At 61.4% G+C, this 13,713-nt stretch carries 12 protein-coding genes and 1 pseudogene; 4 read left to right on the top strand and 9 right to left on the bottom strand.

The window, feature by feature from the left end:
* Window positions 1-36 precede the first annotated feature (36 nt).
* From ABH944_RS18235 to ABH944_RS18225, 3 genes are all read left to right on the top strand, one after another.
* Window positions 37-669, top strand: coding sequence for a TetR/AcrR family transcriptional regulator (locus ABH944_RS18235; RefSeq protein ID WP_404607986.1), 633 nt, complete (start codon window positions 37-39; stop codon window positions 667-669).
* Window positions 670-903: 234 nt separating this feature from the next.
* Window positions 904-1,446 carry a DUF2867 domain-containing protein gene (locus ABH944_RS18230; protein WP_404607984.1) on the top strand — a complete coding sequence of 181 codons (543 nt, stop codon included), beginning with the start codon at window positions 904-906 and terminating at the stop codon, window positions 1,444-1,446.
* A gap of 228 nt (window positions 1,447-1,674) precedes the next feature.
* Window positions 1,675-3,900: a patatin-like phospholipase family protein gene (locus ABH944_RS18225; protein WP_404607982.1), complete on the top strand. Its 2,226-nt coding sequence runs from the start codon at window positions 1,675-1,677 to the stop codon at window positions 3,898-3,900.
* Between the two features lie 42 nt (window positions 3,901-3,942).
* Here the strand turns inward: ABH944_RS18225 and ABH944_RS18220 are convergent, their stop codons facing one another.
* From ABH944_RS18220 to ABH944_RS18195, 6 genes are all read right to left on the bottom strand, one after another.
* Window positions 3,943-5,064, bottom strand: coding sequence for an ATP-binding protein (locus ABH944_RS18220; protein ID WP_404608122.1), 1,122 nt, complete (start codon window positions 5,062-5,064; stop codon window positions 3,943-3,945).
* Between the two features lie 74 nt (window positions 5,065-5,138).
* A complete protein-coding gene (locus ABH944_RS18215) occupies window positions 5,139-5,954 on the bottom strand; it encodes an alpha/beta hydrolase (RefSeq protein ID WP_404607981.1) in 816 nt (271 codons plus the stop codon).
* Between the two features lie 127 nt (window positions 5,955-6,081).
* A complete protein-coding gene (locus tag ABH944_RS18210; RefSeq protein ID WP_404607979.1) occupies window positions 6,082-6,789 on the bottom strand; it encodes a response regulator in 708 nt (235 codons plus the stop codon).
* Window positions 6,790-7,062: 273 nt separating this feature from the next.
* Window positions 7,063-8,445 carry a tripartite tricarboxylate transporter permease gene (locus ABH944_RS18205; RefSeq protein ID WP_404607977.1) on the bottom strand — a complete coding sequence of 461 codons (1,383 nt, stop codon included), beginning with the start codon at window positions 8,443-8,445 and terminating at the stop codon, window positions 7,063-7,065.
* Complete coding sequence (locus ABH944_RS18200) at window positions 8,445-8,996, bottom strand: hypothetical protein (protein ID WP_404607975.1); 552 nt, start codon at window positions 8,994-8,996, stop codon at window positions 8,445-8,447. The genes ABH944_RS18205 and ABH944_RS18200 overlap by 1 nt, the downstream gene beginning before the upstream one ends.
* Before the next feature lie 73 nt (window positions 8,997-9,069).
* Window positions 9,070-10,413 carry a hydroxymethylglutaryl-CoA reductase, degradative gene (locus ABH944_RS18195; RefSeq protein WP_404608120.1) on the bottom strand — a complete coding sequence of 448 codons (1,344 nt, stop codon included), beginning with the start codon at window positions 10,411-10,413 and terminating at the stop codon, window positions 9,070-9,072.
* A 112-nt stretch (window positions 10,414-10,525) separates the two neighbouring features.
* Here ABH944_RS18195 and ABH944_RS18190 point away from each other — a divergent pair, with 112 nt between their 5' ends.
* Window positions 10,526-11,908 (top strand): aminotransferase-like domain-containing protein, encoded by a 1,383-nt coding sequence (locus tag ABH944_RS18190; RefSeq protein WP_404607974.1) that lies wholly within the window; start codon window positions 10,526-10,528, stop codon window positions 11,906-11,908.
* Between the two features lie 231 nt (window positions 11,909-12,139).
* Here the strand turns inward: ABH944_RS18190 and ABH944_RS18185 are convergent, their stop codons facing one another.
* The 3 genes and pseudogenes from ABH944_RS18185 to ABH944_RS18175 all read right to left on the bottom strand — a co-directional run bounded on the left by ABH944_RS18185 (window position 12,140) and on the right by ABH944_RS18175 (window position 13,713).
* Complete coding sequence (locus tag ABH944_RS18185) at window positions 12,140-12,463, bottom strand: DUF4148 domain-containing protein (RefSeq protein WP_404608118.1); 324 nt, start codon at window positions 12,461-12,463, stop codon at window positions 12,140-12,142.
* Window positions 12,464-12,642: 179 nt separating this feature from the next.
* Window positions 12,643-13,173 carry an Mpo1 family 2-hydroxy fatty acid dioxygenase gene (locus tag ABH944_RS18180; protein WP_404607972.1) on the bottom strand — a complete coding sequence of 177 codons (531 nt, stop codon included), beginning with the start codon at window positions 13,171-13,173 and terminating at the stop codon, window positions 12,643-12,645.
* Between the two features lie 98 nt (window positions 13,174-13,271).
* Window positions 13,272-13,713 (bottom strand): annotated as a pseudogene (locus ABH944_RS18175) (DUF6691 family protein).

The following is a 13,713-nucleotide window of genomic DNA, read 5'->3' as shown; positions in this document are numbered from 1 at the left end:
AGTACATAAACTATCCTATAAAATGACGGCATGTCAATGCCAACTGATCTCCGATCCCGTAAGCGCCTCGCCACCCGGCAGGGCATCTCCAATGCCGCTACACGCCTCTTCCTCGAGCGGGGTTTCGATCAAGTCACGGTGGACGAAATCGCGGCAGCCGCCGACGTCGGACGGATGACAGTCTTCAACCACTTTCCCCGCAAAGAGGACATGTTCTTTGATCGCGACGAGGAGGGGCGCGAGATCCTGCGCGAAGCTTTGCGGGAGCGCGATCCTCGCGTCGCTCCGATCGAGACCCTGCGTCTGCTCGCTCACCGGCTGGTTTCGGAACGAAGCCCGTTCGTCGAATTTTCTGCGGTGAGCCAGGGCTTCATAGAGACGATCGAGGGCAGCGAAACGCTCAAGGCCCGGGCCAGGGCGATACGTGACGAACTCGCGCAAGTCGTCATGGTGGCGTTATCCGAATGCGCAGGGCGAGAACCTGCCGACCCCGCCGCCCATCTGGCGGCTGGTCTGCTCCTGGCAACGTGGACCGTGGCCTTCATCCAGGCTCACCACACCTTTCGGCAGAGTCGGGATACAGAGGAAGCGAAAGCCGTCTTTCTCGCCATTGTCGATAAGGGAACCGCGGCCCTGGAAGCCGCAATGGCAGGCACGCCCTACGCTTGAGCAATCAGCGGAATCACGCCGGAATATTGACTATCGCTGAAGCAAGCTGCTCGCGCGCGAATCTGCAGCGAGCGCCTGATCCACGGGCGCGTACCGCAACGCATCCGTTATTTCGTTCGCATGCGAAAGTAGAGCGCCGCCGCGTCAACGGAGACATACAGGGCGGGTGTACAGTCGCAAACAAAGCTCGCGGTTAACTCATGCCCGGGCCATCACCTCGGAGCCGCTTGACTCATGGAAAATCCAACTGTGTCCGTGACCGCCGTCGCATTGCCGGCCAGCTCGCATGTAGCGCAGATGTACGCACATCCGAACCTTGCCGACGCCTACACCATCCGCTTGCCGGACAACGCAACCACCGACCCCGAACTACTCGCCCGGTTCATGTTTTCGCACCAGGCCGCATGGATTGGAAAACTCTTGCGAGTACGGGACGCGCTCGTTGCCGGGTTTGGCCTCAAGACATCGAAGCGCCTGGAGGAGTCCGCGCGCTCCGAGCGTGACAAGCATGTTTCCTTTTTCAGGATCTACGAGCGCACGGTCGACGAGATCGTCCTCGGCGAAGACGACAAGCATCTCGATTTCAGGCTGTCGGTGTTCCAGGGAGCCAGGGAAGAGGCGGAAGGCGGCGGGCGCTATCTGACGGTATCGACTGTCGTGCGATGCCACAATCTTTTGGGACGCACCTACATTCTGCTCATCGCGCCGTTCCACGAAATGGTGGTTCGATCAAGCATGCGCCGCGCCGCGCGCATTGGCTGGCCCACTGCCTCCTGAACCAGCTCGCGCTTGCCGCTTCGCGGCACATCGCCGCTCGCGTCACAAGATCCGCTTTCGGACGTCCGAAACCATGTAACCTCTCGGTCTTCTTCCTGTCCTGAAGTAGACGATGCGGGCCTTGGCGAGCAAAAAAATCCTGACTATAACGACCGGCGGCCAATCCCGCTCTGCAGCCCAACGCCTGCTCCATGCCGCTACGCTGTTGGCAATTGGCCTGCTGCCTGCGTGCGTCCCGCCGCTGCCGCTGCTCCTGCGTGTCTGGCCGACTCCGGTCCGGCTAATCGTCCCGCTATCGGTCTCGTGCTCTCGGGCGGCGGCGCACGCGGTTATGCGCACCTCGGCGTATTGAAGGTGCTCGAGGAGAACCGCATTCCGGTTGACTGCATCGCGGCAACCAGCATGGGTTCCGTGGTCGGTGGACTGTATGCGAGCGGCATGACCGCGCAGGACATGCAGAACCGCCTCGCACAAATCAACCTCGCCGATGTCGCCTTCGACGTCACCGCCCGCGCCGACCTGCCGCAATCGCAACGCGAAGACGAGCATCTGTATGTGAACAGCCTGTCGTTCGGCTTCGGCACGCACGGCTTCCGGCTGCCGACCGGCCTCGTACAAGGTAACCGGCTGCAGGCACTGCTGCAGGACTGGACCTCGGCTATCCCCGGCAACGTGTCGTTCAACGGACTGCCCATTCCGTTCCGGGCCATCGCCACCGACCTGCAGACCGGGCAGATGGTCGTGCTCGATCACGGTTCTTTGCCGCAAGCCATTCGCGCCAGCATGGCGCTGCCCGGCTTGTTCTCGCCGGCCGAGGTGGACGGCCGCACCCTGGTCGACGGCGGCCTCGTCAGCAACCTGCCGATCGAAACCGCCCGCTCGATGGGTGCGAACGTGGTGATCGCGGTTGATATCGGCTCGCCGCTGCGGCGACTTGACGCGCTGGCTTCGCCTACGGATGTGATGCAGCAGATGATCGGCATCCTGATTCACCAGAACGTCGCACGCCAACGCGAGCAACTGGGTGCGGGCGACGTGCTGATCGAACCGGCGCTCGGCTCGCTGAGCTTTACGGATTTCGCCAATGCCCCTCAGGCGATTGCCGCGGGGGAGGCGGCAGCAATTGCCGCGCTGCCGAAACTGCGGCATCTCGCGCTGTCGCCCGAGCAGTACGCGGCGTATCGTGCGTCGCACGCAATGCCGGGAACGAAGCCTGTGCGCATTACCCGGATCGAGATCGAGTCGCGGGGCGCCGTGCCGAAGGGCCGCATCCGTGACGCGTTGCACGTGAAACCCGGCGACATCTACGATCCAAAGACGCTCAACAAGGATCTGCTGGCGCTCACGACCGCTGGAGACTTTGAAAGCATCACGCAGCAGCTCGTCGAGAACGGCGATGAACACACGCTCGTGATCGATGCCCGCGACAAATACTGGGGCCCCAACTTCCTGCTGTTCGGGCTCGGCTTGTCGAGCAGTTCCACCGACGCCGGCGGCTTCCGGATGCATGGGGGTTATCGGCGGCCATGGCTGACTTCGTCGGGGCTGGAGGGGCGCATTGATGCAACGGTCGGCAGCGACCTGACGCAAATTCACGCCGAGTTGCGGCAGCCTTTGTCGAATGCCGCCGGTTACTACATCGCGCCCTATCTGGAATTCCAGCGCCGCTACGCGAACGTCTACGACGACACCGGCGACACCAAGCTGACGCAATACTCTCTGCAGACCGAACGCGCCGGCCTTGACTTCGGCCTGCCGCTGGCCACGCTCGGCGACTTCCGTATCGGCGTTGCCTACGCTCATGCATTCGGTTCGCCGCAATACAACTTGCCGCTCGATATTTTCGACCCCACCGCCCCGCCGTCCGCTCGATTGTTCGACGACATCTCCGGGCGGCAGATCAGCGCACGAGCACGCCTTGTGATCGATCAGCTCGACGATCCGCTGTTTGCACGCAAGGGGTATTTCACGGAACTGCGCGTGGAGCGCTCCCTGTTCGCCGGCAGTGACAACTTCACGGAGGTCTATGGCAAGGGACTCGTCGCGGCGAGCTTCGGGCGTCACAGCTTCAACGCGAGCATTGAAGGTGGCGACGATCTGGGCAGCACCACCAACCTGACCAATCCGCTCGGCTTTACGCTCGGCGGTTTCCAGCATCTGTCGGCGTATGCGGCGGACCAGTTGTCCGGCAATTCGATGGTCTACGGTCAAGTTACCTACATGAACCAGCTCGCCGCCTTCAACGCACTGCCTATCCGCGGCCTGTATGCCGGGATGAGCCTCGAAGCCGGCAACGTCTGGGTGCACGACGCGCAATTCGGCAGCGGCCCGCTCAAGCGCAGCGTCACGCTCTTTTCGCCCGTCACGAGTTCGTTTGGCCCGATCTACCTGGGCGTCGCGTTTGCACCGGGTGGCAGGAGAAACTTCTACTTCCAGCTTGGACACAGTTATTGAAGCAGTCTTGGATTTGAGTTTCATCGTCGGGACCCGCGGGCCTCAAACAACCCCGACCGGCCAGCTCAACTCGAAGCGTGCACCGGCCAACGTGACGGGGTCGGTCGCGCCGATCCGGCCGTGATGCGCGTGCAGCACCAGGCGGGTAATCGCAAGCCCGATCCCGTAGCCCGCGGTATGACGATCGAGCCGCACGAACGCATTGAAAATATGCTCGCGCTCGCTTTCCGGCACCCCCGTGCCATCGTCTTCCACGAAGATCTCGACGTTGCCGTGGCGCACGGATAAACCCACCAGGATCCGCGAGCGCGCGTATTTGCTGGCGTTGCGCAGCAGGTTGCGCATGGCATACGACATCAGGCGCTTGTCCATCACGACCTGCGCCGTCTCGTCGATCTCCACCTGCGGGACGATCTGCTTGTCCGCGTACATCAGCGTGGCGTCGGTCAACTGGCTGTTGAACCACGCTACCAGCGACGTCGGTTCAAGATTCGATTGCAGCGAACTGTATTCGAGCCGCGCATAAGTCAGGCTCATATCGATCAGTTCGTCCAGCTCGGTGACGTCCTGCGCAATGCTCGCCAACGCATGGTCGTACTCCGCTGTCGAGCTTGGCTGACGTAGTATTTCCAGCGCAAAACGCACACGTGCAAGCGGTGTGCGCAACTCATGCGAGATGCCATTGGTCAGATCGCGTTGCGCGGCGATCAGGCGCTCCATGCGTGCGGCGAGCGCATTGAGCATGCGCGCCAGCGGACCGAGGATCACACTGTGCGACACCTGCGCCCGCGTGTTGAAACGTCCGCCCGTGAAATCACTCGCGCGCTCGCGGATGATCACGAGGTCATGCCAGACCGGCCGCATCCAGCGATACGCGACCACCGCCGGCAACGCACAGCCGACCAGGATCATCGACACACCGCCGCCCGGCAGCACATCGAATGCATGCCACACCACACCGGGCGTCAGCACATACGCCAACACCAGCAGCAGCATCACGGCGACGAGCAGCACCAGCCCAAGGAGACGAAAATAGGCTCGCAGAAAAAGTCTCGACCAGCTCGGAATGCGGTCGGCGCGCGTATCGGTCCACGAACGGCGGAAGTGCAGCCAGCGCCATTTTAGGTATCGGAAGGGAGTCAGTTTTTGCGCGGGAGAGGTCATGGTCACGGACTTCTTCAGATGAGCAGGCGAACCGGGCAGTAGCGCTCGCTCAAGCCAGCGCGCCGGCGCGCGGCTCACGTTAGCATACCGGGGCGCTGGACAAACGCGACGGTGTAGTCGGCAACGGTGTTGCGCTCGTTATCGAGCGTGATCATGTGGTAGCTGTCAGTCAGGCGTACCAGCGTGACATTGCGCGTGCCCAGATGCTTGCAAACGAATTCGGCGGAACGGATGCTCGTGACTTCGTCTTCTTCCGAATGCATCACGAGCGTCTCGCACGTAACGCGCGACAACGCGCGCTTGACGGCAAAACGCATCCAGTCCACCTGGGCAATCGCGGCAAGCGGCACGTACGGATAATGCACGCCGCTGCCTTTGAGCAGATGCCGGCGGATCAGGTTGCGGATGCGCGTGTTCTTGATGCCGAACGGCTCGCCCTCCGGCACGCGGATCAGGTGGCGCAGTCCCGGCACGCAATACAGCAGGTAACGCAACGGCTGGAAACGCGACCCGGCCCAACCGTCGAGGAAAAGCAGCGGCGACAGCAGGATCAGGCGGCCTTTGCCTCTGCCTGTCCCGCTACCCAATCGCTCGCGTGCGCTCAGCATCACCGCGAGCAATGCGCCCATCGAGATGCCGGCCACATCGACACGTTCATAACGCAACGCCAGTTCCCGGTAGGTCCGGCTCAACAGTTGCATATAGTCACGCAGGCTCACGCCGCTCAACTGGTCGGGGCGCGAGCCGTGACCGGGCAGCGACGGCAGATACACATCGCAGCCGATCTGTTCGAACTTCCGGTCGAGCGACCCGAAGTCGTGACGCGTGCCGCCCAGGCCATGAATCATCAGAACGGCGTGATTTGAAGGAGGTGAAGCAGGGGTGGACATGGCACAGGCTCTTGGCAGAATGAGCCTGCGATGCTAGCCGCGCCGCGCGCCTGCGACTGTCGAGTTACACGGGGGATTGTCGAGTTTTGTCGATTCGGTCCCGCGTTTCCCTGCTCGGCTACTTGACTCAGTCCCACCCGCCCTTGCTGAACTGATACCCCTTGCCGCGGATGGTCTTGATACGTTGCGGGGTGCCGATATCGTCGTGCAATTTCCGGCGCAGCCGCGAGATGCCGCCGTCGATGGTGCGGTCGAGGCCGTCGAATTCGAGCCCGCGCAACTGCCGCATCAGGTTGTCGCGGCTGACCACTTCGCCTGCACAGCTCGCCAATGCCCACAGCAGGTCGAATTCGGCTGAGGTCAGTTCGGGCGCGCTGCCGTCCGGCAGTTTCACGCTGCGGCTCGCACGGCTGATCTCGAATTTGCCGAACGTGAAGCTGTCTTGCTGGCTGGCCGCGTTGGCAACGCGCCCCGTCTCGCGGCGCAGTTGCGCCTTGATGCGTGCCAGCAGGATCCGCGGCTCGACTGGTTTGTGAACATAGTCGTCCGCACCGAATTCGAGGCCCAGCACTTCGTCGAACTGGTCGTCGCGGGCGGTCACCATGATGATCACGCCGTCGAAGTGCTCGCGTGCCTCCCGGCAGATCTGGAAACCGTCCTTGCCCGGCAGGTTGACGTCGAGGATCACGAGGTCGGGCTGGCCTTTCAGGATGGCCGGAACCGCGTCGTTGCCGTGAAGCACGACGTCTACGTGGTAGTCATGTTTGCGCAAATAGCCGGAGACCAGCGCGGACAGGCGGTCGTCGTCTTCTACGAGCAGAATCCGGAAGGGCATGAGGGGTTCGTTCCAGACGTACTAGTTGGGATGCCGGCCTACCATAACGGCGGAACCGTACACAATACGGTCAGCGCCAGTGGACGCTGACCGAATAATACTGCGAACTGCCCCGTTTATCCGCACTGGCTGGGCGTGTTCGTGCGACGCGAAGGATAGTGGATGCGCCGGAGCAGGGCCGGATCGCTCGACAAAACTCAACAATTCTCCAAGTAATTCGACTCGAACCCTTGGACTGCCGGCGTGAAGCAACCCGGCACCAATCCCGTCCGCTCACGCGATCAATTTGGTCAGTGCCGGAACGCTCAGCACCGCCGCGTAATACCCCATGAACTGAACCCCGGTGTTAAAGCCGAAACGCCGGGACAGCAGTCCTCCCAGCAGCCCGATCGTCACGATCACCAGGAAACCCAGCAACTGCCCTTCCCACACGCTGATCACCACGATCAGTCCTGCGAACGTCGCGATAATCGCTTCGTGGCTGAGCCGCCTGGCGACAAACGAAGCCGCCCGGTGGGCGTAGTTCATCGAGAACGGATACGCAATCAGCGCAGCGAGGGCCACCGACAACAAGCCGTAGCCGAGGAATTCCCAGGTCGTCATCAGCGTGTGCAGGTTGTTCATGTGCCCCGTGGCTGTATCGACGAAAAAGCGCGGCGGCGCGTTGAAGAGCGGCGCAGCGGGACCTGCCGCCACAGGACTCAAAGGCAGTCCGAACGCAATCAGGGGAATCAGCGCCTCGGCAATATAGGTTGCCTCCGTCACGCCGTTTCGCGCGGCAATGACCGTAGTCAGGCGATGGTATGCATGCTTGATCCGCGAGCCGACCAGTTCACCCATCACGACTGTCATTGCGACCGGGCTGAACACGAAGGTCGCGCTCGACACCGCCGCGGTCGCGACAGTCCAGTTGCGCTGCTGCCGGTCCAGTACCTTGAGCGGATTAGGAAAGTATCCGCTCCAGCCTTTCACGTCGGGCGCAAGCGAGAACGTCTTGACGCGATCGCGGCGCATCACCGCGCGGTCGGCGGGCGAGAGGATGGAGAACAGGTCGGCAATCAACGGGCCGATGGCAATGCCGAGAAAGTAGCTGACGCTGAGCTTCACGCCATATTTCCCGGTCAGCGCCTGAAGCCCGACGATCACCAGCACGAACGGCACAAGCAACAACACCGACGCCCATCGGCCCGCCGAAAAGTATGCGATTGCAACGGCTGCCGCGAGAAACACCCACGGCGCCGCTTTCGATATCGACGGGCCAAACGGCGCGAGCAGCACAGCGAACAGCACGGCCAACGGCACCGCGACGAAGGCCGCGACAATCGCACCCGAAATCATCTTTCGCAACGCAATATGCGGCACGCCGAGATTGCGCAGCATGGTCGCTTGCTGAAGCAAGGGGGCGGCGAGCGTGTCGCCCGGAATACCGAGCAGCGCCGTCGGGATCGCGTGCGTCATGTGTTTTGCCACGGCCCCAGCCATGAAGAACGTGAAGACGCCGGCGGGCGGCACGCCGAGCAGCACGACCAGCAAGGTGAGCGGTGCAATGGTCGTGGTTTCGTCCGTCCCGGAGATAAGACCGATCCCGGCGAACACGATAGCGCCAATCAAGCCCATCGACACAGCGACGAGCACCTGGTGAGCAAGAGCGTCCATCAGGAGGACTCCTTGCTTGCAGGGGTGTTCGTATTCGGGGCGGCGAAGCCTTCGTCGAGCGCGCGTTTTGAAGCCTCGATGCGCTGCTCGTGTTTAAGGAATACATCGTAGAGACCGAGCTCCTTCATCTCGGTCGCGACCGGCAGCGGCAGGTCGGCGACAAACCCCAGGCCGCCCGCTTCCGCCGCAAGCTGGTCGAGCACTTCTTCGCGGCGAGCGGTATCTGACGCCTGGTCGACTACTTCGCGTTTGGGCCTGAATAGTTTCGCGCACACCGCGCCCGCGATCAGGCAGCCCGCGAGACCCACCAGCATTGCGTAGGCACGGGTCATCGCGGCATCGTGTACATAGAGCGCGAGCAAGTAGTTGGCCAAGAAAAAAGCGCCGAGGCTGATGCCTATGCCCAGCGCGACGGACCACGCTAGATGCCGGATATCGACGGTGTCTCCCCACACTTCAACCAGGTGGGAAGCCTGCGCATCGACGCCGGTGGTCATGCCAACGGACGCGGGTCGTAACGCCTCATCGGCGTCCAATAATGAATGTTTCATCGTCTCCTCCGTTTGCGGAAGTTTTTGTTTCGTTACACCCGTTGTGCACGCGTTGGGCGCGCAGACCGCTCTCTCAGGCGTCACGCGGCCCGGCGAGCAGCGTCATCGCGTAGTCGGTGCGCACGTCGTTTGCCGCGACCATCTTCCTGACCACCCAATCGACGTCCGCGCCCGTCGCGCCTGCGGACATCGCGATGTTGCGCGCGTGAAGCGCCATATGCCCGCGCTGGATACCTTCGGTGGAAAGCGCGCGCAACGCGCCCATGTTTTGCGCCAGACCGACTGCAACGGCAATCTCGCCGAGGTCCTGGGCGGAGCGTACATCCATGATCTTCAGGCCAAGCCTCGCGAGCGGATGCGTCTTGGTCGCCCCGCCGACAAGGCCCACCGGCATCGGCATTTCGATCGTGCCCACCAGGTCACCGTTGCCCGCTTTCTCCCACTTGGTCAACGACGTATAACGGCCGTTCCGGCACGCATACGCGTGCGCGCCCGCTTCGACCGCGCGCCAGTCGTTCCCCGTTGCGACGATCACCGGGTCGATGCCGTTCATGATCCCTTTGTTATGCGTCGCGGCGCGGTACGGATCGATGGCGGCGAACAGATAAGCATCGATCACGCCGTCTATCACCTGCTCACCCGAATACTCCTTGGTCGTGAGCGTCTCGGCCGAATAACGGACCTGTGCGCGGGCAAGGCGCAGGTCCGCGAGGTTCGACAAGATGCGCAGGCGAACTTTACCGCCCGTGATCTCCTCGATACGGCCCGCCACCGACTCCGCCATGGTGTTGACGGTGTTCGCGCCCATCGCGTCCCTTACGTCGACGATCAGGTGCGCGACCACCATCGCACCGCGAGGCGTCTCGGGAAACACGTGAACCTCGATGTCCTTGCAGCCGCCGCCCAGACCGATCAGCACCTTGTCGCGGCTATTCGCGAGCTGGACCAGTTCGTCCTTGTGTTTGAGGATGGACAAGCGCGCGCCGTAGGGATCGCTCACGCCGACGACCTGCACTTGCGCGCGCATCAGCGGCCCGGTGCTCGACGTGATGAAGCCGCCGGCCTCGCGCGCCATCTTCGCCATGAACGAGGCCGCCGCGACTATCGACGGTTCCTCTACCGCCATGGGCACGAGCACGTCGCGTCCGTTGATCTGGAAGTAGCCGGCGACCGCCATCGGCAACTGGAACGTCCCGATCACGTTTTCGATCATGCCGTTAGCGGTTTCCAGCGAGAGCGCGCCGGGGTTGCCGAGCAGCGCATGCTCGGCGTCGCTCAGATCCGCTGCCTGGGCAATGTGCTTCAGGCGTTGCGCCGGCGAGAGCCCGCGAAAATTCGGCAACTTCGAATCGATGTTCACTTGCAATGCTCCTTGCTTTTCTCTGTTGTTCGCCGTGCGTCCGGCTTGCGGAAGTATCTGGATCGAGCGAATAATAGGCCAGCTGTACCCTATTAAAAGGCACACTTATCTGAGACAGCCAAGTCACTGTACCCAGAACAATTCAGTCGAAAACGGAGAAATCGGGATCATGCAACGCGAGAAGACGAGCCTGCCTCGATCCATCGCGGACAATTTGGCCAGACAGATCAAAGATGGCCTGCTGCAGGCCGGCGCCAAATTGCCTTCGATTAGGGAATACGCTGAGGGGAACGGTTGCTCGAAGAACACCGTCATCAGCGCGTTCGACATCCTGACGGCCAACGGCCTGATCGAGCCGAAGCGGGGATCGGGATTCTTCGTGTCACGTTCGGTCGAGGTACAGCCCGCGGGTGACGAACCCACCACCCTGGACCGGGCAATGGACGTTGTCTGGCTGATGCGCGAACAACTGCAGAACAAGCCGGAATTTCTCAATCTCGGGGAAGGATTTCCGCCGGTGGAGTGGCTGGAAGAAACGCGTCTGGATCAATTCCATCAACGCGTGGTTCGTACCGGGGTGGGATCGCTGTTTCGCTACGGCAGCCGCTTCGGGTATCTGCCATTGCGCCAGCATCTTCAGCAGAAGCTGGCCGGCTATGAGATAGAAGCGGCGCCCACGCAGATCGTGCTCACGCACGGCGCGAATCAGGCGATGGACATGGTGCTGCGTTATTTCGTGCGCCCGGGAGACACGGTACTCGTCGACGATCCCGGTTATTACCCGCTGTTCGGTAAGTTGAAGTTGAGCGGGGCGAACATGGTCGGCGTGCCAAGGGAGATTGACGGCCCTGACATTGCGGTGCTCGAAGAGCAGTTGAAGACGCATCGGCCGAAACTGTTCTTCACGCAGTCGGTGGGACACAATCCGACCGCGACCGACACCAGCGCCGCGAAGGCGCATCGCATACTCAGGCTGGCTGAAACCTACGACCTCACGATAGTCGAAAACGACGCGCTCGCGGACCTGAAACCACGCTCGCTTACGCGCATCTCGACACTCGATCAACTGCGCCGGACGATTTATATCGGCAGTTTCGCGAAGTCGGTTTCAGCGGCGTTGCGGGTTGGTTTTCTGGCGTGCGACCCGGCGCTGGCAAGCGATCTCGCCGATGTAAAAATGCTCACGCACGTGAGCAGTTCGGAGTATTGCGAACGCACGCTGGAAGCCATTCTCAGCGACGGCCATTTCCTGCGTCACACCAATCATATGCAGGAGAAACTTCGCCGGGCGACCGAAGCAGGCGTCAATGCGCTCCACGCACTGGGCGCGAAGATCTACAAGGTCAGCGATCAGAGCCTGTATCTTTGGGCCGCGCTGCCTCACGGCGATGACTCGATCGCGTTCGCCAGGGCGATGCTCGCTCAATCCGTCATTCTCGCGCCGGGGACAGTCTTTTCACCCCATGCGGAAGGCGTTTCGCCTTACTGCCGGTTTAACGTCGCGTATTTGAAGGACCCTCGATTCGCGGCCGCGCTCAAGGCCCTCGGTTGAGGTCTTCACCCGGGTGTGCACCCGTCGGGTGTCATCACGTGTTGTCGAGAGCAAAAAAAGCCCAACTTATAGCTGGGCAAATTCCATCGGGATCGGAGCAACCCCGCTGGAGGAGGTGCTGTTCCTTGATTCGAAATGGATGAGCGCACAGGATCGCTGCGCGCTCATCCATCAGTATCGAACCTTGTTCAATACCGCCAGGATTCCTGTGCGGCTTGGCAATACAACTGATTAGTGGCCGAAGTAGATCGACTTTGCGTTGTCGTTCAACGCGGGGCTCACGACAGCCCGTGCACCCGATGCCGACGTACCGTCGGTCACGCCGCCGAAGCTGGTAGCAGCGCCGTTTTGCGCAGCAACGCGTGCTTCTGCAGCCTGAATGTCAGCCGGGTAATTCGGGTCGTCGCGGCCGGGTTGATAGCCTGCCTTTTCAACCTGGATCAGTTGAGCTCTCACTTCGGCGCGGGTAACAGGCGCATTCGATTGAGCAAAAGACGAGACAGCCGGGATAGCGAGCACTGCGGCAACAATAAGCGATTGAACGACTTTCATGATCTACCTCCGAATCTTGATTTTCGTCGCGAACAGCCCTGTTCGCGTTTCAGTGATTCAAGTGTAGGTAAATGCACGCTTAAGATTAATAGCAGACTGCGCAAGGGATTATTGTCTAATTAGGCGTAAACCCTAGGAACCTGAAAGGGCGGTGACGGCACCACCCTACAAATGACTGACGATTATCGAACGGCGCTTTTGCCCGCCGCGCCGCGTACGGGACCGGCGCGTTCTTCAATCGCGCGGCGAACCGGGTCGCGCAGGCCGAGGAAGAACGCCACCTCCGCCGCAATGAACAGCGGCCCGATCGCGAGCCCGATTACATCGTCCACGAAAGCGGGTTTGCTGCCTTCGAAGTAGTGGCCGATGAACTGTATGACCCAGCCGACGAAAAACAGACCCAGGCCCCATGCAAGCCACAATCCGGTCGTTTGCATTGCGAGCAGCTTCCCGGCCCATACGCTCAACGCGAGCAGGACCATCATCAGGATACCGAACCGTAAGTCCAGCCGAAGGTAGAACACAGCGACCGCTGCAGCGAGCATCATTGCTGGTGACAGGGCCAGCGTAGCCGTCACACCGACCGACGGCCGCGCCAGCAAGGTAGCGACCGCGACCACGATCAACGGGATACCGATGAGGTGCGAAGCAATGTTGCGCGAGTCACGGTGATACACCGCGTACTGCCCAAGTTGGTCAACCAGAGATTTCATGGCACAGCCCTCCGAAGTGGCTAACGGCATTGTGCACGGTCAAGCCGTGGACGGCGCTCAAACTATTCCGACCTCCTGCTAGCGTACGCGATGACGGCCTAACGCGCATTCGCATTGCCCCGGATGGTTCGCCGAGCGTCGAACAAGTTGAAAGCGAGCATGCCGGCAAGCATTGCCACGAGGAAGATCGCAGCACCGGATTTTCCCGCGCCCACCGCGACCATGACCGGTCCGGGACAAAATCCCGCTACCCCCCCAGCCGACTCCGAAAATCGCGCTTCCCAGGATCAATTGCGCATCGATTTTTTTCTTCGTGGGGAGATGCGTTGTTTCGTCGAGAAGCGGTTTTCCAATGCGCTTGCTGACGATAAATCCGATTGATGCAAACGTAATTGCACCAATCATGACAAAGGCTAGCGAAGGATCCCAGTGATCCGCGAGGTCCAGGAAACCCAGCACTTTCGAAGGGTTCGCCATGCCGGACACAATCAGGCCGCCACCGAAAAGCAGCCCGACCAGAAACGAACTCACGTTTCGCAT

It is taken from the genome of Caballeronia udeis (assembly GCF_044909315.1).
GTDB classification, from domain to species: Bacteria; Pseudomonadota; Gammaproteobacteria; order Burkholderiales; family Burkholderiaceae; genus Caballeronia; species Caballeronia udeis_A.
This window is presented reverse-complemented; position numbering and strand designations above follow the sequence as displayed.